The sequence below is a fragment of the Dokdonella sp. genome, assembly GCF_017744955.1.
Taxonomy (GTDB): domain Bacteria; phylum Pseudomonadota; class Gammaproteobacteria; order Xanthomonadales; family Rhodanobacteraceae; genus Dokdonella_A.
This window is the reverse complement of the sequence record NZ_JAGIAG010000001.1, coordinates 169467-190773: the sequence shown is the minus strand read 5'-3', so window position 1 is coordinate 190773 and position 21307 is coordinate 169467. Positions and strand designations below refer to the sequence as shown.

At 65.3% G+C, this 21307-nt stretch carries 10 protein-coding genes and 1 tRNA gene; 5 read left to right on the top strand and 6 right to left on the bottom strand.

Annotated features, from left to right (window positions below; translation table 11 throughout):
* Window positions 1–19: 19 nt before the first annotated feature.
* A complete protein-coding gene (locus J7520_RS00790; RefSeq protein WP_291182790.1) occupies window positions 20–3214 on the top strand; it encodes a M36 family metallopeptidase in 3195 nt (1064 codons plus the stop codon).
* Window positions 3215–3268: 54 nt separating this feature from the next.
* On the opposite strand, the gene J7520_RS00785 is transcribed toward J7520_RS00790, so the two are convergent.
* Window positions 3269–4030 carry a response regulator gene (locus J7520_RS00785; protein ID WP_291182788.1) on the bottom strand — a complete coding sequence of 254 codons (762 nt, stop codon included), beginning with the start codon at window positions 4028–4030 and terminating at the stop codon, window positions 3269–3271.
* Window positions 4031–4216: 186 nt separating this feature from the next.
* Between J7520_RS00785 and J7520_RS00780 the strand changes: the two genes are divergently transcribed.
* Complete coding sequence (locus J7520_RS00780; protein WP_291182787.1) at window positions 4217–4888, top strand: DUF937 domain-containing protein; 672 nt, start codon at window positions 4217–4219, stop codon at window positions 4886–4888.
* A 1130-nt stretch (window positions 4889–6018) separates the two neighbouring features.
* Window positions 6019–15567 carry an RHS repeat-associated core domain-containing protein gene (locus J7520_RS00775; RefSeq protein WP_291182785.1) on the top strand — a complete coding sequence of 3183 codons (9549 nt, stop codon included), beginning with the start codon at window positions 6019–6021 and terminating at the stop codon, window positions 15565–15567.
* Window positions 15568–16160: 593 nt separating this feature from the next.
* On the opposite strand, the gene J7520_RS00770 is transcribed toward J7520_RS00775, so the two are convergent.
* Complete coding sequence (locus tag J7520_RS00770; protein WP_291182783.1) at window positions 16161–16691, bottom strand: hypothetical protein; 531 nt, start codon at window positions 16689–16691, stop codon at window positions 16161–16163.
* 1042 nt (window positions 16692–17733) lie between these two features.
* Between J7520_RS00770 and J7520_RS00765 the strand changes: the two genes are divergently transcribed.
* Together J7520_RS00765 and J7520_RS00760 are read left to right on the top strand one after the other, a co-directional pair.
* Window positions 17734–17862, top strand: coding sequence for a hypothetical protein (locus J7520_RS00765; protein WP_291182781.1), 129 nt, complete (start codon window positions 17734–17736; stop codon window positions 17860–17862).
* Window positions 17863–17868: 6 nt separating this feature from the next.
* Entirely contained in the window at window positions 17869–18282 is a 414-nt protein-coding gene (locus J7520_RS00760; protein ID WP_291182779.1) for a hypothetical protein, read from the top strand.
* A gap of 62 nt (window positions 18283–18344) precedes the next feature.
* On the opposite strand, the gene J7520_RS00755 is transcribed toward J7520_RS00760, so the two are convergent.
* The 4 genes from J7520_RS00755 to J7520_RS00740 all read right to left on the bottom strand — a co-directional run bounded on the left by J7520_RS00755 (window position 18345) and on the right by J7520_RS00740 (window position 21159).
* Window positions 18345–18420, bottom strand: a tRNA-Thr gene (locus tag J7520_RS00755).
* A gap of 218 nt (window positions 18421–18638) precedes the next feature.
* On the bottom strand, window positions 18639–19304 hold the full coding sequence (locus J7520_RS00750; RefSeq protein ID WP_291182778.1) for an SPOR domain-containing protein: 666 nt from the start codon (window positions 19302–19304) through the stop codon (window positions 18639–18641).
* Window positions 19305–19435: 131 nt separating this feature from the next.
* The gene (locus J7520_RS00745; protein ID WP_291182777.1) at window positions 19436–20188 is read right to left on the bottom strand and encodes a type III pantothenate kinase; all 753 of its coding nucleotides are present in this window, start codon (window positions 20186–20188) and stop codon (window positions 19436–19438) included.
* On the bottom strand, window positions 20185–21159 hold the full coding sequence (locus J7520_RS00740) for a biotin--[acetyl-CoA-carboxylase] ligase (RefSeq protein WP_345776895.1): 975 nt from the start codon (window positions 21157–21159) through the stop codon (window positions 20185–20187). The genes J7520_RS00745 and J7520_RS00740 overlap by 4 nt, the downstream gene beginning before the upstream one ends.
* Between the last annotated feature and the right edge of the window lie 148 nt (window positions 21160–21307).

Below are 21307 nucleotides of genomic sequence, written 5' to 3'. Positions count from 1 at the left end.
AACTCAGGAGAGTGGGCCCATGAAGTTCGCAAAGACGGGTTTGCCGCGGCGCGTTCTCGCGCTGGCGGTCGTGCTGGTCCTCGGTGCCGACGCGGCGTACGCGGCGGAGCGGTCGGCGGCGATCGCTCCGCTGCGACTGCAAGCGCAGCCGGGCTGGCTCGACGACGGCGCCGCGGACGACAACGCGCCCGCCGATCCGGCAGGCGATTCGACCGGCGAATCGAAGAGCGCGCCGGCAGCCGATCGCGCGGCGATCGTCGCCGCCGCACGGCAGGCGCTGGGCCGACACGGCGTCGCCGGCGCCAAGTCGCTCGCGCTCGACGCCTCGGCTGCCGGCGACGTGCGCGTGCACGCGACCGCGCAAGGCGGCTACGTCGCGCAGTTCCCGCAATCGGTCGACGGCATCGAGGTCTACGGCGCACGCGTCAACGTGCTGATGGACCGCGACCTCGCCGTCCGCGCGATCACCGGCGGCAGCGCGCCTGCCGCGGCGGTGTCGAAGGCGAGCCGGGCGGCGTTCCGGCGCGACGAGGCCGGCGCCGTGAAATCGGCCGCCGGCGTCGTCGACGGGCTGCTCGCGGCGAGCGCGCTACGCGAGGTGATCCGCGACAAGGCGCCGTACCGCTACTTCGAGCTGGATCGCTCGCCGACGTTCGTGCCGAGCCGTGCGGCGCGCGTCAAGCCGGTCTGGTATTCGCTGGAAAGCGGCCTCGCCGCGGCCTACTACGTCGAAATCCACGGCCGCCAGCCCGGCGTCGCGCGCCCGCTCGCGCGTGCGGTGATCGTCGCGGCCGACGACGGCCGCGTGCTCTCCAGCGTCGACCTGATCCGCGATCACCAGCCGTTCGCGTACCGTGTCTTCGCCACGCCGCAAGGGCTGCCCTACAGCGATCCCTACGGCTTCACCACGCCGCATCCGACCGGCGTCGCCGACGGCTGGCGGCCGACCACGCTGGCGCCGATGAACCTGGTCAGCCTGCGCAACGCCGGCATCCGCACCGGCGACCCGTGGCTGCCCGACGGCGCGACCGAGACGGTCGGCAACAACATCGATTCGTACTTCGACGCCGACCAGGTCGACGCCGACGGCTACTGCACCGGCGAAGGCACGCTCGGCGACGGCTACCATCCGGCCGAGGGCGATCTGCGCGCGCCGCTGACCGGGCCGCGCACGTTCGACTACGCCTACGACGCGAACGACTCCGTGCACGACTTCACGCAGTGTCCGCCGCCCGACTACCTCGGACAGCCGATCCCGTCGGGCTCGGCGCAGCTCAACGCCAAGACCGTGCAGCTGTTCTACGCCGGCAACTGGCTGCACGACTACTTCTACGATCTCGGCTTCGACGAGGAGTCGGGCAACCTGCAGCAGGACAACTACGGCCGCGGCGGCGTCGGCGGCGACCCGTTGTGGATGTTGTCCGGCGGCGCCCATCCGTACACGGCACTGGCGGCGGAGGGCGACTCGGAGCTGATCTCGATGGGCATCTCCAACTACAGCCTGACGCGCCGCGACGCCGCCGCGTTCGACTTCGCCGTGCTCGCGCATGAATGGACGCACGCGATGATGTTCCGGCTGACGCCGCCGCCGACCGTGTGGGGCGGCCAGTGGGGCGCCATCGGCGAGGGCAGCGGCGACTTCGTCGCGCAGATGCTCAATCTGCGCGCGCAGGACCGCGACATCTATCCGGGCAAGCCGCCGTTCTCCGGTGCCTATCCGGGAAGCGGCGCGTATTCGAATCTCGACTACGACGTCGCCTACGACCCGCTGCCGCCGGCCGGCTCCCCCGGCAATCCGGACAACAGCTACTACCACGGCGTGCGGCGCTATCCGTTCTCGCCGGACTTCTCGGTCAACCCGCTGACGTTCAAGAACATCGGCATCGACCAGCCGGTACCGCCTTCGCCGCCGGCCTACGACTGGCTCAGCCGTTCGCTGACCAACGCCGAAGTGCACACCGCCGGCGAAGTGTGGTCGGCGGCGATGTGGGAGTGCGCGCGCAACATCCTCGTCGCCAAGCCGCCGGCGCGCTTCGAGCAGACGCGCCGGCGCTTTCTCGGCGACGTCGTCGCCGGCTTCAAGCTGTTCCCGGCCGACCCGACCTACACCGAGGCGCGCGACGCGATGCTGTACGCGATCCGTGCCGACAACGAGGCCGACTACCGCCGCTGCCGCGCCGGCTTCGCCAAGCGCGGCATGGGTGCCGGCGCGATCGCGCCGGATCGCTTCTCGGTCACTCTGAACGACGTGGTCGAGAGCTTCGAGGATCGCGAGCGCGCGCTCAGCATCCTCGGCAGCACGCTCGTCGAGGTATCCGGCGGCGACGGCGACGGCGTGCTCGATCGTGGCGAATCGGGCCGTCTCGACGTGACCGTGCGCAACAACGGCTTCTCGCCGCTGCGCCGCGTCGGCCTGCGCGTCGACGCGGCGCGACGCGACTTCGAGTTCCCGGGCGGCCGCCAGAGCGGCGAGATCGCGCTGGCACCGGGAGCGACCGCGACGCTGAGCCTCCAGGTGCGGGTGACGAGCGCGCAGGGCGGCGTCGAATTGCCGCTCGGCATCCTCGTGCGCGACCGCCAGCGCGCGGACGCGCGTGCGAGCGCCGATGCGCTCTTCCGCGTCAACTACGATCTCGTGCGCGACAGCATGATCGGCGCCGCCGGTGTCGAAGAAGCATTCGCCGCCGACTGGACGCTCGGCTTCGGCGAAACCTTCTTCCCTGGCTACTGCTATCAGGCGTGCGACCTGCAGTGGCGGCGCGCCGAACACCTCGGCGAGCCGGCCTACGTGATTCGCGACGACGGCCACGTCGCCTTCGACGCTTCGCTCGAGCCGCGCGAGTTCCTGGTTTCCGCCGCCGATCCGCTGCGCATCACGCTGCGCCACGACTACCTGTTCGATCGCGCGCCGGGCGATTCGATGAGCGAGCCCGGCATCGGCTATCTGCAGGTCGGCGTCGACGGCGGCGACTGGCAGCCCGTCGATGCGTATCTCGCTTCCGGGCCGAACCTGTTCGAGGGTCGCTCGAACGGCTGGCGCAGCGACACGCTCGATTTCGGCACCGCTCTCGCCGGACACCGGGTGAAATTCCGCTGGATCGGGCTCGCATCGAGGAGCTGGGTCGAATCGTCGGCGTACTGGGCGATTTCGAGCGTGACCATCGAAGGCGCCGCCGAGCCGATGTTCAGCCGCGTCGTGCCCGAGCCGAACTGAGCGGCCGCGGCGTCGAGGAAGGCAGCCGCGGTCGCTGCATGCGACCGCGGCGGTTCAGCCGAGCGTCTTGCCGGAACGGTCAGGGCGCGCGACGCACTCGCGGACCACCGCGAGCAGGCGATCGGGCCCCTCGGCCTTGCCGAGGGCGGCGTCGCAGCCGGCGTCGAGCGCGGCGCGCAGCACCTGTTCGTCTCGTTCGATGCTGAAGCAGACCAGCGCGACGTGCGCGAACTGCGATTCGCGGCGCAGCATCGCGGCGATTTCTGCGGCGGTCTCGCCGCGCAGCCAATAGTCGAGCACGACCGCATGGCACGGCCACAACGCCAGCGCCTGCCACAGCGCGTCGGTGCCGCGTTCGATGCGAACGACGCAGCCGCGCGCCTCGAGCTGGGCGCCGATCAGCACGGCCTGGCCCGGATCGTCCTCGATCAGCAGCACGCGCAAGTTCGAATCCGCCGGCGCGCGCTGCGCTTCGTCGCGGATCGCCGCGTCGAGGTCGCCGAGCAGGGTGTGCACGGGCGCGTCGAGGCGGTCGATCAATTCGTGCGGCGCGCCGCGCAGCGACGGCGCCTGGACGTCCCAGTCGTGCAGCACGATGTCGGCCGCGCGCGCGCTTTCGCCGATGCGCTCGTAGCCGTAGGCGAGCGCGGAGCCGGCCAGGCGATGGATCTGCAATTGCAGCTCGCGCCGCAGATGGTCTTCGCCGGGCGCGGCGGCAAGCTCGCGCCAGGCGACCGCGAGCGCCTGCTGCTTGCGCTTGAGCGAGCCGGCGTAGCGGGCGCGCAGGTCGTCGAATCGTTGGCTGGAATCGATCATCGGTTTCAGGGTCGGGCGGCGGTCGTCGCGGGTCGGACGTCGCGACGGCGAGCAGGGCAAGCATCGCACTTGCGCGCCGCGACCGCTGCGCGGTTCACGATCTTTTACGCCCGCGCACGCCGGCGTCATGCTTCCATGGCATCGTGCACGGCGCGTTCGCGTCTCATCCCTTTCCCGGAGGCTTTCATGAGCAATCTGACCAATCAAGTCCTCGACCGTCTCGACCCATCGAGCATTCAGGCGATCGCGGCGCAGCTGGGCATCGACCCGTCGCAGGCGCAGGCGGCGATCCAGCAGGCGGTGCCGCTGGTCGTCGGCGGCCTCGCCCGCAACGCCGCGACCGACGGCGGCGCCGACGCGGTACACACCGCGGCGACGGCACATTCCGGACTCGACATCGGCTCGATCCTCGGCAGCGTGCTCGGCGGTGCCGGCAACGCCGGCGGCGGTTCGATCCTCGGCGGCATGCTCGGCGGCGGCGCCTCCAACACGGGCGGCGGATTGCCCGGCGGCATCGACCCCGGTGCGATTCTCGGCAGCATCTTCGGCAATCGCCAGGACCAGGCCACGCAAGGCCTCGGCCAGGCCAGTGGCCTGGGCACGCAGAACGCCGGCCAGCTGCTGGCGATCCTGGCGCCGATCGTGATGAGCGTGCTCGGCAGCATGAGCCAGCGCCAGGGCCTCAACCCCGGCGGCCTCGGCGGCGCGCTGGCGCAGGAGAACCAGCGCATCCAGCAGAGCGGCAACGGCGGCCTGCTCGGCGCCGTGCTCGACCAGGACGGCGACGGCCAGCTCGGGCTCGGCGATCTGCTCAAGGTCGGCGCGGAGATGCTCGGCGGGGCGCGCGGAAGGGCGTAGTTCAAAGAGACATAGAAATGGCTGCGAGTGGATCTATCGCAGCCGTCCAGGCACTTTGCTGAAGGAGACTTCGCCGTCGCCATGAGAGGACAGCGGCGCTCGGCGTCGCTGCGCCTGCCGCCGGGGACGCTCCGGCGGAAGGACTACACGTGTAGGAAATTTCGTACAAGAAAATCAGAAATTTGCCATGGTGTCAGGCCGCGATCCTCGTCGATACTCGCGACCGGTTCCTTGACGAACAGCCACTCGTCGACAGGCGTCGGGATAGCACTGGGCCGGTCGTCCTCGAAATGTGGCGTAATATCTGCGCTCGGGGGAAAACGGAATTGGCGGAGTCGATACGCAGGCCGCGCTTTGTGAATGAGCTGCAGGAAGGGGCGCGGATCGGGGGGAGAAAGCTCCATATCTATGGTTCAAGCATCAACGGCGGATCGATGTTTTCGTCGGAGTGGGTGTTCGTGGGTGAGTGAGATACTGGAGGATTGAAAGGGGGTTGGTGCGCAGGGGAAACGTTCAAGGGTGCTGGGGAGCCTCGATCGCTTTGTTGGCCGGCTGAGCTGTGAAGCTCGCCGTTCAGGCCGTTTCTGGGTCCGCCATCGTTCGAATGGCGATTTGCATCGGTAGCGATGCCACTTCTTTGCCTCCTCGCGAGCATGTCGCGAGACGACGATGCCTGCGCATGCATTCGGCAGGTAGGCAAAGACGAGTCTCCACGGCCTCCTTTTCCCTTCGGCGCCGCTCCGATTGCGTGCTTACTTGGCGAATCACGTCATTCCTTTCTCGTATTCATCGATACCGATCCGTATCGGTGATCGACGTGAGAGCTGTGAACGGATCAGGTATTGCTGAAGTGCGTGTTGGTAAATGGACCGAATAGGACGGCTATGAGCAAGCGTAGGGCAGGGGTGGTAGGGGCGTTCGCTGCAATGGCGATCGCGGGTTCGGCGAGCTGGGCATTGGGGTGGATCGGCGCGGAGCCGGCTCCGTCGTTGATTGCCGCTTCTTCCTTCGAGAACTCCGGCGCGCCAGCGAGAGACAGCGTAGCCGGTGGCATGCAGTCCTCGTCCCCCGACGTTTCTCAGCAGGAGACGGGAGTGGGCAGTATTGCTCCCCCTCCCGCGGGAGCCTCGTTGAAGGAAGACCCCGTTTCCACGCCGGAGGAGCCGCTCTCCGACTCGCGCGATGCATTGCCCCTGGCGACGGCGGAATGCGGTCTGCCGATCCCTCCCGGAAGCGGCGATCCGCCGGCGGGCGCGTGGTGGAACCCGAAGCGCATGGGAACCGGTTGGACGTTCGCCTATCAGGCGGACACGCGCAACCTGAGGTTGGTCTGGCACACCTACTATCCGTGGACAGGCGGGGGCGCGACGTGGCTGGTTTCGGACTTCAACAAGATCGTCGACGGCGGCCAAGGTCGGAGGAACTTACCGCCGACGGCGTTGTTCCGGATGATCGACGGCAAGGCGAATGGGCGTGTCCAGGTCGGCACGGTGAGCCTGTCGTTCTACGGCGACAATGCCACACAGGCGCGCGTGACTTGGTCGTGGAAGGACCCAGATCATGGAGTTGTCGGACCAAACAATTCAGACATAGTCGCCACGGAATGCCTGCAGACTTTTTTCTCCGATCCCCGCGTGAGCAACGCGCCCTCTCTCGTGGAACCGCAGATTCCACCTGCACCTGCCGCAGGCACGCCAGGGCCGTACTACAGTGGCCTCTGGTCGGACGAATCGACGCCCGGCTTTGTATTGGAGGTGGCGCAAGGGGAGGCGGTGGTCGGCTATACCGAACTCAATACGCTCAGCGTCTACGACATCGACAAGAAGCCGGTCTGGCTGTACGTGCAGCGCGGCCCGTTTTCGGCATGGCCTTCTACCGACTGGGCCAAGAGCGATATCTATTACTCGAGCGCGAAGTACAACATCGCGCGGGAGGATTGTTCGACGGTAGGCAGCGCTTGCACGAACACGACCTTGTTTCCTATCGCGACCCATTGGTTCGGACGCCAGTTCTTCGATCAGGCGAAAGGAGTCATCGACATCACCGTCGCATCCGCCGGGTCCGCGACGATGCCGAGCCTCAGTTACCCGCGCACGGATTGGCCGGCGACCGGCAGCCTGGGTGGCTGTGTCGCCCGCACCGACCAGAAGAACTGTCGTCCGATCATTCGCCAGACGGATACGCAGTTCCTGAGCGTGTGGCCCACCGTCTGTGACGTGAGAGAGCCCAACGGCACCTGCCGGGTCAAGGTGAACTGGACATCCGACTTGCTCGCTCATGTCGAGCGCGTGGATCCTTACGATACGACGCGGCTCATCCCGCACGGCAACGACGGTGGCATCGTCGGTGGCGGAACGGTGGGTGAAGCTCAGGACACTCTGACCGGCGACGAACACGTACTGTACCGCCTGAACTTCGGCAGTCGACCCGTGGCGCAAGCACCCACCGCCAGCGCGTACGCCGCCTACAGTTGGATCAAGGCGACCCCCAATCCTTGTCTGATTCCTCTAGGCGATGACGGCTGCCAGATGAGGGTGACCTGGTGGACGCCGTCCTACACCGATGTTCAAGGCAGCTATCTCCGCATCTACCGGAAGCTCGAAGGCACTCCCGGAGACGGCGAGAGATGGGTGGACGGCGCGGGATCTCCTTGGGCAGGTGAGAAGCCCGATCGAGTGGAGGAGAATCAGCGGGTCATCTATACCGTCAAGCGGGTCATACCCGGCATCAACGAGTACTGGCTCGCCACGACATCGGTCACCGCCGAGCGAGCCACCATCACGACGGCGCAGAACGAATGCTCGGTCCCGTTGGGCCAGTCGACCTGTCCCATCACGGTAACCTGGCGCTCCGGCGCCGGTGACGCGGCCGATTTGGCCAAGGTCTATCGCATCGCCTCGAACGGTACTCCCACGCAAATCGGGCAAGGAGCGGGAGGTACCCTGGTCGACGCCTTGCCGGGTGACAGTCGCGCGAAGTACGCCGTCGTTTGGCCGGGATGCATACCCGTGACCGATCCGGCATGCATATTCGCCCAGTCGGGCGATGTCTCGGCTGTTTTCAGTACGATCAGCACGAGTCCTTCCACCTGTGCCGTACCGCCTGGGCAGACGTGCTCGATTCAAGTGATCTGGACCTCAACCGCTCGCGCCTCGGTCTGTCGCGTGGACGAAGCGACCTCGACTTCCGTCTGTCCGCAGGGCTGGACCGGCGCGAGGGGAAACCAGTTCGACCCGCTACCCGCGGGTGCGCGCGTGCGCTACGAGGTCCGCATCGACAATGTCGTGCATGCCGTCACGCCGACCGTGATCGTCACGACCGACACCGAAGGTGGCGACTCGAATACCGGAACGGCGGAAACTCCCGGAATGCCGGCCGCGTTCGCCGAACCGAGCCTGGATACCGAGTCCGACCAAGTTGGCGCCATTGCCGGCGAGTTCCGCGTTGACGAAGGCGGCAATGTCGTCTATCGCATTCCGTTGGCCGTGCCTGCAGGAGCCGGTGGACTGTCGCCGACGATGGCGCTCGTCTACAACAGCAGCAGCCCAGACGGTGCGCTCGGTACCGGCTTCTCGCTGGAAGGCACGTCCGCCATCCTACCGTGTCGGCCCAGTGCGGAAGCGGGCGATGGCGGCAGCCCCAGCGCGGATCCCAGCCAGTTCTGCCTGGACGGCCAGCGCTTGCTGTGGGTCGGCGGATCGCCTCATCGCCAAGTCGGCGCGATCTACCGCACCGAGATCGAGACCTTCCAGCGCGTCAAGCTGACGGCGATCGAGAATCCTGGTGTTCAGAATCATGATGCGACGGGTTTCGCGTTCACTGTCGAAGGCAAGGACGGAAGCGTGCGCACCTACGGCGGCGCGGCGGGAACGGTTTCTGGCGTTGCCGTGAGGGGCAACACGTCGACCACCGGTGCGCCGGAGGAGCCCGGATCCTCTGAGCCTCAGCCCATTCCAGGACGTCGGGTCACGGCACAAGGCTGGCTACTGACGCAGCTGAACGACGTCGCCGGCAATGCGATCACCTTCCAGTACAGCGCCGCACTTGATGCGGGGGAGCGCTATCTGGAGAAGGTCAGCTACTCCGGTGGGAACGTGATTTTTCGCTATTTCGCCTCGACCCGGCCGGAGGTGGCGTATTCGGTTCTGGGTCCACGTCAGCAAACCAAGCTGGTCAGTGGCATCGAGGTCCAGGCGGCGAATGGCAGCACCCTTCGCTACTACGAGCCGACGTACAACACGACGGCGACCGATTCCTCCATCCCCGTCTGGTCGCGCAGCAGGCCAGTACTGACGTCTCTGAAGGAATGCTCGCGCCAGGGTGGGATTTGCTATCCCGCCACAGCATTGACGTGGAGTTTCGCCTCAGCGCCGACCGATGACTCCGAGGGCGCCACGCTGGCGGCCAAGCCCGGCGGTTACTACAAGCTCGGTGATCTGAACGGCGACGGGCGCACGGACCTGTGGTGGACCAGCAGTCCGAACGGCAACGACAACGCGCAGTTGCACATCAGCGCTTTCACCGGTGACGCGGGAGCCGGTGCGCCGACCCTGCGCGAGGTCTACACCAGTCCTTCGCTGTTCCCGGATGGGTACAACAATGGTGGCCTTTGGGAGGTGATCGATTTCAATGGCGACGGGCGCGACGACCTCCTGTTCGCCTACGCCAGTTGCGGTGACGACGAATGCTGTCCGCCGGGAAGCAGTTCGTGTCCGCCACCCACGCGGATGAACTGGATGCTCCGACTGTCGACCGGTACGGGATTGGCGCCGCAGTCCGATGACAAAATCCTGTTCTCGGTGCAACTCGTCCCTGCGCAGGTGACCAAATGGGCCAATCGGCTTGCTGCGATGCAGCCCGCGCCCAATGGAACGCTGCGCGCCCTCGGCAGCAGCATGCTGGCCGACGTCGACGGTGATGGAATGGCGGATCTGGTCTTCCGCGCCAACGACGGCACGTTCTGGGTCGCGCTCATGCGACGGACGGGCGCCAGCGGCGGGCCATACGAATTCCAGGTCCTGCCCGCGCAGTTCCAGAACGAGTGGGGCAATCCCATCGAGGAAGATCCCAATACCTGCTACGTGCCGGAAAATCTGACGCGCGAGGAAGAGAACTACAGCCAAGCCACGGACTTCGACGGCGACGGGCGGGCGGACTTGCGTTTCCTCGTCAACGCTCGACGCGTGGGCAGCGTCGGCTGTGGAGGGGCGGGTGAGGTCGATCTGCAGGTCTTCCTGGCCAAGGGGGTGCAGGTCTATCAGGGGCCATTCGTATTCCAAGCGTGGCAACCATTCGGTGCTTTGCCGGCGATCTTCGGGAACGTCTATGACGACGGGGACGACAATCCCTCCCCCAGGGTTCGCACGCTCGACGTCAACGGAGACGGCCTGACGGATCTCGTCTATCGCGCCACCAAGCAGTCCGAGTGGCGCTATCGCCTGGGTGGCCCATATGCCGCCGATCGAGACTTTCGTGTGATGGACAGCTTGGATGCCGACGGCACGACGGCGGATCACAACACTCTGCTGCTGCTCGACTTCGACGGTGACGGCAAACTCGATTTTTGGATGGGGCAGGAAGGAAACCAGCCCTATGTAGGAAACCAGCCGTACATCGTTCATCTGTGGCGAGGAGACAACTGGTCCTCGACGGCGGTCGCGACCACCGGCTACAAGACGCCGGAGCTCGGATGGATGCAGGCGATGGGCGACTTCGACGGCGACGGCAGCGTCGACAGTCTCAAAGCCGACCTCAATAGTCGGGCTTGGAAGCTCCAGCGATCGAAGGCACATCACAAGCCGCGTGGCCTAGTGACGGAGATCACCAATGGATTCGGCGCCAAGACGAAGATCGACTACGCGCCGCTGACGTTCTCCTCGGTCTATCGTCGCGACTACGACGCGCCGTTGACCATGTCGGGTCGTGGCTCGCCGGTGTTCGATGTCGCCAGTCCGAACTACGTGGTTCGCAGCGTGAAAAGCAGCGCGCCTACCCCTAGCAGCGGCGATGCGGAATCGCAAGTGATCTATCGCTACGCGGGACTGAAAGTCCAGGCGGGTGGGCGTGGTTCGCTGGGGTTCCGGCGTGTGACATCGTACGACGTACAGAAGGACATCGAGGTCAATTCGCGCTACCAGCAGAGGTTCCCTTATACCGGCCTGGCCGACTTTACCGAAACTCGGAATCTGAAAAGCTTAGGGTTCCCGGGTGACTCTTGCGCGCGCGGAGGGAACCCGGCTTTCCCCGGCGCGCAATCATTCGATTCCACCCAGTGCATGGCCTACAAGCCGCCGTGCTCGTCCGCTCTGGAGAGCTGCGATGACGACTTGCGCGACATCGACAAGGAGTTCCGGATCATTCGGGAGTCGTCGGATCGGTGGCAATGGCGCCTGGGCAACCATACCGGGGCTCTGGCGGGTGCGTGTGTCGATCAGACTGCGTCGTCGAACTCCGAGGAGGGTCTCGAGCTGCCTCTGGAGGCGGGCGAGGATCCGCAGCGGCCATCCTGCAGTGGCGGGGTATGGGCGCCGCCCGGAGAATTGGATCGGCGGACGTTTGACTCGTTGAAGATGGCAGGGCCGATCTTTCTGGCGCGCATCCGGTCCCAATCCAACAGCTACGATTTGTCCGCCGGTGCGGGCGGAGCCCCGCTCAGCATAGAGTCCGCCGAGTTCCAGATCGGTGACTACGATGCCTATGGTCATCCGAAGGCCGGAACGACGATAAAGGGCGGCGGCGGTGTCAGCGTCACGACCGCGAGCAAGTTCGACTACGACAACGACGAGCCGAACTGGTGGCTGGGCCGGCTGAAGACCGCGTCGGTGGTCACGACGCGCCAGACCACAGAGGGAGGGCAGACGACGACGAGCACCAATGTCCGGCGATCCAGCTTCACGTACGACGACAAGAAAAGGCTGGCGTCGGAGAAAGTCGAGGGCGTCAGCGGAACCTCGCCGGACGGGGCGGTCGACGCATCGGTCCCTGCCGTGGCCAAGTACTACTACTACGACCCCAGTTTCGGAAACCGGACCAAGACCTTCGTCTGCAGCACGACGATTCCTGAGCAGCAGTGCCGTCAGCAGACCGCGTCCGGGAGCAGCGGATATTCGTTCCACCCGGCAGCGGAAACACAGGTCATGCGGCATGGCCGGGTGGACTACGACGCGTCCGGCCGCTTCGTGGACAAGTCGTGGGAGTTGTTTTCCAACGGTCTGGGCGCGTCCTCCGCACAGGAGGCCGCCTCGATCGTCGGCGCGCGCAGCGCCGCCGGCGATCCGACCCGTTTGACCGACGTCAACGGGGTTCGATCGGAAATTCGCTATGGAGCGATGGGCCGCAAGCGCTATACCTGGACAGTCGATGGCTCTTCGACGCGCTGGGATGCGCGTTTTTGTGCGGGCCTGCAGAACCCGCTTCCTGCAGGCACTCCGACGGTGCCGTGTCCTCAAGGCATGGGGCTGGCTTATCGGGCGACGACGACGAAGGCGGGTGCTCCCGTCACGATGACGTTCTACGATCGCCTGGGGCGCCCGACGGTCACCCTGACGCAAGGGTTCGCCACCAACAGCTGGATCGCGACGATCGTGCAGTATGACGAGAGCGGTAACGTGCAGCGGAAGTCCGAGCCGTTCTTCGCGCGCGACTCCGGCATGTATGCGGCCTCCTCGGTGGACGGCTCGACCGTCTGGACCCAGACGACTTACGACATCCTCAACCGTCCACGTCAGATCGATTATCCCGGCGACCGTACGACGAAGATCGACTACGACGGCCTGAGGACCATTACGACCTTGCCGATGAATGATTCCGGATTCGTGCAGACGAAGACGGAAGTCGCGAACGGTCTGGGCGAAGTCGTGCGTGCGATCGACACCAATGGCTCCGAGGTACTCACGCGCTACGATGCCGGCGGCAATCCGGAACAGGTCAGCCACGGCAGTCATGTGACCAAGATGACCTACGACAGCCTCGGCCGCAGGAAGACCTTGCTCGATCCGGGCGCTGGTTCCGGGTCGTGGGTATACCAGGTCAATGGTGCGGGTGAGGTCGTCCGAGAGACCCGTCCGAACGGTACTTCGACAAAGAATGAGTACGACGGTCGTGGTCGCGTGTGGCGGCGTACCGACTACACCAGCGCGGGAGTCAAGGAATCGGAGTCGACCTGGACGTACGATCTGGTGGGCAAGGGCGTGCTGGCGCAGGAGTCCAATGGCCAGGTGACGCGCGACTTCTTGTATGACGGCCTGGGTCGTCCCGCACGGTTGGATACGACGCTGGACGGCAAAAGCTACACCGAGCGATGGACATACGATTCGCTCGGCCGTCCGTTCCAGCACCTTTTCAAGGCGTCGGACCTGAGCGGAGAGACCGGCGAGCGGAGCGTCTATAGTGACGGCGGCAGCCCGGGAATAACCCCGGGATATCTGAGCCAGATGCGTTCGGCCTATCCGCTCAGCGACGGCCGTTTCCTGGCGTACCGCCAGATCGAGTCGATGAACGCGCGCGGCCAGGTGGAGAAGGAACTCGGCGCCGCTGGCTCGGAGTACACGCAGGAGCGTGAATTCGAGCCCGCCACGGGGCGTCTGAAGCGCCTGCTGGCGCAATCGCCCACGGCGGGAATCCTGCAGGATCTCCGCTACACGTACGACAAGATCGGCAACGTAACGAGCCGGATCGACAACAACGGTAGCCGCCTGGCCGTCGAGACGTTCAGCTACGACGCGCTGCAGCGACTGCTGACGGCATCGGTGGGCGACGGCCTGCAGACGAGCTTTGTGCGTTCGCAAACCTACGACGTGCAGGGCAACATCCAGACCAAGAGCGACGTCGGGTCATACACCTACGGCACACGGCCGGCGGCCTGCAGCGGCGGGGCGCCTCCGTACGCGGTGACGGCAACCGCAACGACGTCCGCGTTGTGCTACGACGCCAACGGCAACATGGTGAAGCGGGTGACGCCGCAAGGCACGCAGACGATCGCGTACACGGCGGCGGACCAGGCGACCGATATCCGCGATCAGAGGAATCGGGTCGGCTTCCACTACGGCCCGAACCGCGAGCGGCTGCGGCGCCTGGACTACGGCGGAGCGAGCGCGACGAGCGCTTTGTCGGTGGTGCACTACGTGGGCGGTGCTGAAATCCGCTACGCGGCAACGGCCGGCAATGGCGCCGGAGCGCTGCAAGAGGTGCGCCGCTACGTGGGCAACGTGCTCGTCGTACAGAAGGCGAGCGGTGGGGCGTACGCGTTGAAGCGTCAGATCCTGCTGACGGACGCTCAGGGCAGCACGCACCAGGTTCTTGGCGCGATGGACCTGCGGCCGGTGAACGGGACCAGTCCGGCCAGTTTCGATCCGTGGGGCAGTCGTCGCGACGCGATGACGTGGGGCAGTTCGGTGCCGTGGGACGCGGGGCTGGAGCAGTGGCTGCAGAACAGCACGACGCACGGCTACACGGGCCACGAGATGGCCGAGTCGGTGGGTGTGATCCACATGAACGGCCGGTTGTACGAGCCGACGCTGGCGCGCTTCCTCCAGTCCGATCCGTTCGTGCAGAGTCCGCAGGACCGCCAGAGCTGGAATCGGTACAGCTACGCGTTCAACAACCCGCTGGCGTACACGGATCCGAGCGGGAATATCTCGGTCGGTGAGTTGATCAAGGTGGCGGTCGTGGCCGTGTTCGCCTATGCCACGGGCGGAGCGGCGGCAGGGCTGGCGGCGCAGGGGCTGAGCGGCCCAGCCTTTGCCGTGGCCGTCGCAGGAGGCTTCACGGCGGGTGCGGTGCAGACCGGCTCACTCAAGGGGGCGGCCTTCGGAGCGGTGAGCGCGGGCGTGTTCTTCGGCATTGGCAGCTACTTCCAGAGCGCCGAGTGGGCACAGTCGGGCGAGTGGGAGAGCGCGTTCGGTAGCGGTCTGAGTTACTCGGGTTATGCAGCCAAGACCTTGAGCCATGGTGTGGCCGGTGGCGTGATGGCCGATATGCAGGGCGGCCGGTTCGGACACGGGTTCGCGAGCGCGGGGTTCAGCGAGGCGCTGTCGCCGGCGGTGGGGCAGATCAGTTCAACGCCGGTGCAGGCGATCGCGGTAGCGGTTGTCGGGGGAACGGCGTCGAGGCTGGCGGGTGGGAAGTTCGCCAATGGCGCTATAACAGCTGCCTTTGGGTACGCATTCAATGAACTCCCGCATCAGCAAATAATCAAAAACACTAAGGTAGTGGAGACTTTATTTAGCGGGAAAGACGAATCGTTTGAAAGTTTCACGACGCGCCTTTCTGATGTATTGGTTAGATATGCGGAAGAGACAAGTTATAAGCACGTTTCGGCATTGGCATATAGGGATGATGATTCATATATTGAAAAAATGCAGTATGCTGGAATAGTAGAAACGCAGGGGTCTCATATTTTTAGCGCTGCTACTCAAATTCCAGTTGGATTCAAGCCGATGAAATCTACGTTCGGAGGTGTACTTAGAATTCACTCTCACGGATTGTCATTCAATGCGGACGGAGGGAGGATTCGAGCAAACGAGATAGATATGAAATACCTGCCCCCCTCTAGCGGCAGTAAAACTCCGCCCTATGTTCCAAAGCAAGATAGATACCTTTTTTCCGATCAAGATGCAGCGACGCGAGGAGGTCTGGCGACACCTAATGGTTTGATTTGGTGGCCTGGAGAGCGAAAGTGATCTTGCATAGAGTGTGTTTTTCCGTAAGAAATATTGCGTTTCTGTTTTCCGTAATTGCCGGGGCTTATACGGGGCTCGGCATTGCGTCTGGTCCATACGAGCCAGAAATTGAAAGTATGGTTATTAGGTACTCGGATGGATCATCGATCGCCATTAATTGCAAGGCCGATGATTGCTCAGTGCAGATTCTTCTGCGCGGAAAGAGTTATAAGTTCTCGTCGATAGATCTTGATGGCGTGGCTATACCTTCTCAGCCGACCTTGTATTCTGAGAACACTTTACCTGGGCAATTTGGTTTCGAGATAAAGCTCGATTGCGAGAGAAGCGGCTTTCCACCTAGCACCACGGGAATTTGTTCTGCTAATTATAGTGTTCAGGACGGTAAAATAGACAGAGTGAGTAAGTTTGAGTTACGCGCCGGTGTTACTTATCCTTTGAAATAGGTTTACGTACCGCGTTTTCTAGCAGGCTGTTGAGAACTACGAAGGGTTCCAGGGTAAATCCCAATGCTCCGAACTTGAGAATCGGTTTGAGCGCACCGAAGGCATAAGCACGGTTGAGCCTCGGCGGTGCGCCGTCTGTCAGGAAAACGCTCAATCGCCGGAAGACTTGAGCTCGTCCAGCGCAGCCTTGGCGGCTATCACATCGAAGCCGAAGGCGTCCAGAAGCAGTGCTGCGCTGGTGGCGGTCTGTGTCTGCGTCCCTGCCTTGGGAGCTTGGCGCTTGAAACGTGTGCCATTCGCGAGAAGCCACTCCTGAATCTCGGAAACGGCATCCCGGGAAAATCCGACATCCAGCATGAAGGGCGCAGTCATGTTAGACACATAGCCGGGCGTCAAGTCTTCTGCGGATCGCAACTCGAGAAATCGGACCAGCTTGTCCCGAAGGCCACGCCGGAGCGCGTGCTTCGGATCATGAATAATCTTCAGCGCCGCATCCCGATAGACCTGTCCGTTGGCATGTATCTCAGCGACATGCCCCGGCATCCTCAGCTTCCTACAGAGGCGATTGAGAGCGTCCCTGCCCCGACTAGGCGAAAGGCCATTCGCCTCCGCCGCGCTTGCCAGCGATTGCCCTTCCGCGACCGCGAGCAAAACCCGCGCCTTCATCATGTCCGAGATCACGCCGCCTCCATTGCTTGCACTATCGAGAAAACCTTGCCTAAACCGCCCCGGGGATCCAGGAGACTCGCTTCAGTTCAGCGCCGGCGCAGGCGGTCGCCGCAGCAGTGATCGGAGGGACGGCGTCGCGTTTGGCGGGCGGGAAGTTTGCCAACGGGGCGGTGACGGCGGCGTTTGGGTATGCGTTCGGCGCAATGGCAAGAAATCCCGCACAGAATCGCACGACAGATCAAGAAATGGCCGCTGCGTCCTATGGTGATCGGCAGTACTGGATGGCATGGGAACCTCCATCGCTCCCTCAGGGTATGGTGGACTTCGCGGCGGGAATGGGCGACGTGGTTTCGTTTGGAGCCACAGGTCACATCCGCTCTTTATACGGAATTGATGGTGGTGTCGACGAGATGAGCGATGCCTACAAATATGGAGGATATGCAGGCATGGCTAATGGTCTACTGATGGGCAGCGGGGCTTTCACCGGTGCGTTCACTTGGGGTCGAACTGCAACAGTGACTCGCTGGGGGGGGGGAGGGAGTCTGGTATATGGTTGGTGGAAAAAGCACGTCGAATTGGTGGCTATCCGGAACTCGTTTCATGTATCCCTACGAGAGTGCAATCACCACGGAGATCGCAGTTAGCCGTCTTGGCTATCCGTCAGGATGGGAATGGATCAAGGGGCTGCTTGGTCAGCGCGTGGTGAAGCCATGATGCTTGCCATACTCTCTTGGATCCTCGTGTCTTTCGCGATCGGTTTCCAAATTCTGAGCATCGCAATGTGTATTCGATCACCGCGCATAAGCCAAATATATGCTGTGCCGGTAATTCTTTGGTATTCAGCCTTAATAATAAGAGGGCGCGGATTCTTTTTGGACTCTGCTGGAAAGGAAATTGTTTTAGTTATCGCTATCCACATAGCTCTGAGTTTTGCGATTCTAGTGATTGCGAGGGCGAGATTGAGGAGGTGATGCTGAAGCCATCAAGTTAGGCGCCGCTGGCTCCATGGCGTGGTGCATGGATTGCCGAAATATTTGCGTTGACGGGCGGTGAGGTGCGCAAGATCACCTACAACGCAGCCGACCAGGCAGTGGACCTGGTGCACAACGACAATGGCGCCGCGGGTGCGCGAGTGGGCTTCGCCTATGGCCCGAACCGTGAGCGGATCCGGCGCCTGGACTAGGACGGCGTGCTCGCGCAGACCGCGAGCACGGTGGTGCACTACGTCGGTGGTGCGGAGGTCCGCTATGCGGCGACGGCCAGCAATGGCGCGGGAGCGCTGAAGGAGGTCCGGCGCACCGCCGGCAACGTGCTGGTGGTTCAGGATGTGAGTCGCGAGGTCTACCAGCTGAAGCGCCTGACCCTGCTGACGGACTTCCAGGGCAGCACGCACCGAGTGCTGTCGGCGATGACGCAGCAACCGGTGGCTCCGGTGACGTCGACGAGTTTCGACGCGTGGGCAAGCTTCGCAACGGCGAGACGTGGAGCGAACCTGGGACACAGGCCTGGAGACGTGGCTGCGATCCAGCACGACGCACGGCTACACGGGCCACGAGATGGCCGAGCCGGTGGGCGTGATCCGCATGAACGGGCGGCTGTATGACCCGCACTTCGCGCGGCTTCCGCGCATCTCGGGTCGTCTAGCGACTTCCCGACGCCGACAGATGGTGCCGCTTATCCGACTCGAACGGATGACCTACCGCTTACAAGGCGGTTGCTCTACCAACTGAGCTAAAGCGGCGCGGGCGGGATTGTAGCAGCGCGCAAGATCGGGGTTCGCGTTCCACGCGGCCTCGCGGCCTCGCGGAGAGCAATCTCTCGCAGAGGCGCAGAGGCCGCGGAGAGAGAAGCATTGAGCTTCGTCTCTTCCTCTGCGTACTCAGCGGCTCTGCGAGAGATCCGCTTCGACGCCTTCGTGAAGCCACCGCGCAAACCCGGATCGGCCGCGAGGTCGGAAGCTCAGAAGCAATCGATCGTCTCTTCCCGCAAGTCGCGCCCCGCATGCACGCGCGAACGCCAGTCCGGCGCCTCGTCGCCGAGCAGGGCGAGGTCGATCCAATATTGCGGCAGGTCCTCGGTGCGCGTGTTGGTCTGCGGCTTGAAGCCGAGCGCGCTGATCTCGTTGCGGCGCTTCTCGGCGTTGGCCGGCTCGCGGAACAGGCCGAGCGAGATCGTGTTCTGCTGGTCGCCGGCGGTGACCACGTAGTAGTCGCGCACGCCCTTCGCCGACAGCGCGCGTGCGGTCGCCAGCGCCTGCTCGCGCGAGGGCATCGCCGGCAGGTAGACCCAGTAGCCGCGCGTCTGCGTCGCGTGCGTCTCGCGGAACTGGATGCGCTTGCTCAGCGGCGTCAGCGCATTCATTGCTGCGCGCAGGTCGGCCTGGGTCGGGAACGGGCCGATCGAGCGGCACTGATCGCTGGCGAGGTCGGCCTTGGTTTCCGGCGGACTGGCGAGTTCCGCGCTGGCGAGCGGCCCATCGCCGTCGCGTTCGGACAGCAGCACCAGTTTCGGTACGCCCGCATCGGTCGCCGACGGCTCGGCCGGCGGTCGCTGCGCGAAGGCGAGCCAGCAGGCGCCCCCGATGGTCAGCGCAAGCAGCAGCAGGAACAGGGCGCGGACGAACATCGGTCGGGCAAATCCGGTGCGGAGTCAGCGCCGGATTCTAAGTGAGAAGTGCGATCGCGGATGGCGACGTGTAGACCTTCCGACGCCATCGCTGCGCCGACGCGCGCAACGAACCACCGAATCGGCCGCCATCACGGACGATCGCGCGCGTCTTGCTCCGCCGCCCAGCGCGCCAGTCCGCGCAGGACCAGATCGTGGGCGCGTTCGGCCTGCGGCAGCAGCGGTGCGAGCTCCTCGGCGCCGCCGCCGGTCAGCACCACGGCGGGTTGCGCGCCGAGCCGGTCCGCGGCGACCGCGGCGAAGCGCTCGATCGCGCCGAGCGCGGCGTACAGCGAGCCGGCGACGACCGCATCGACGGTGTTGTCGGGCATGTCGTTCCAGCGTCCGCCGAGCGCGTCGACGCGCGCGGTGCGGCCGAGCACGGCCTCGCGCATCAGGCGCGGGCTGGCCAGGATCAGGCCGCCGTGATGATGGCCGCCGGCGTCGAGCGCGTCGATCGTCAACGCGGTGCCGACGCTGACCAGCACCTGCGCGCGCTTCCGCTCGGCGTGCAGCGCGGCGAGGGCGAGGAAACGGTCGACGCCGAGCCGCGCCGGTTCCGCGTAGGCGTTGCGCAGGCCGAGCGCGGCGGCCGGCGTGCGCACGAAGTCGGCGTGGCGTCCGAAACGCGTGCGCACGAACGCGTCGAGTTCTTCCTCGCGCGCCGGCGCCACGACGCTGGCGACCAGCACGGCCTCGATGCCGCGCAGCTCGCTCCATTCGGCGCGCAGCGCCGCCTCGAGCGGTTCCTGTCCGTGCGCGAACACGCCGCCGGCGCGCAGGTCGTCCTGCGCGAGCGTCGCCCACTTCAGGCGCGTGTTGCCGAGGTCGATCAGAAGTCTCATGCCGTGTCCGTGCCGGTGCCGCGTACGCTGACTTCGCCGCCGTCGACGCGACGCTCGCCGTCGGCGAAGACGACGCGCAATGCGCCGCGCGCGTCGATGCCGCGCGCGAGGCCGTCCTCCGCCGCGCCGGCGCGCAGCACGCGCACCGGGCGATCGCGCAGCAGGTCGAACCGCGCGTACTCGTCGGCGAAGACGTCGAAACCGGAGTGCGCGAAGCGCTCGAACGCCGCGCCGAACTGCGCGAGCAGACGCGCGGCGAGGCGGTTGCGCGACGGCGGCTCGCCGGCGCTCAGGCTGGCGAGGTCGATCGCGGGCTGGTCGATCGCGGCCAGAGTGTCCGGGTCGAGGCGCAGGTTCAGGCCGATGCCGACGATCGCATGGCAGGGGCCGGTGGCGTCGCCGCCGAGTTCGACCAGGATGCCGCCGAGCTTGCGTCCGTGCGCGAGCAGGTCGTTCGGCCATTTCAGGCCGACACCGTCGACGCCGCAGTCGGCCAGGGCCTTCACCGCGGCGACGCCGGCGACCAGGCTGAGACCGCCGAGCGCGGCCATGCCGTCGTCGAAGCGCTTCAGCAGCGACAGCGCGAGGCCGCCGCCGAGCGGCATGCGCCACGCACGGCCGCGCCGCCCGCGGCCGGCGCTCTGGATCTCGGCGAGGCAGGCGAGGCCGTCGCGCGGGTCGTCGCCGGCGCGCCGCTGCAGTTCGCTGCTGGTCGAATCGAGCTGCCAGTGCACGACCAGGTCGCCCAGGCGGGCACGCTCGGCGGGTGCCAGCGCGGCGCGGATCGTCGCCTCGTCGAGCCGTTCGAGCGGCGTGGCGAGGCGATAGCCGCTGCCGGCCTGCGCGCCGATCTCGAGGCCCAGCTCGCGCAATCGCTCGATCTGCTTCCACACCGCCGCACGGCTGATGCCCAGGCGCGCCGCCAACGCGCTGCCGGATACGGCCTCGCCGCCCGCCAGTTCCGCCAGCAACGGCGGCGGGGCGGGCGTTCGCGCGGGCGCGCGTTGGAGAGACAGCGGGGCGGGCATCGCCGCAGTGTAGCCGCGCTTCGCACCGAAACGGTGCGAACGACGTCGATCGACGCGACTGCAACCCGCGGGCGCCGGTGCGCATCCGAGA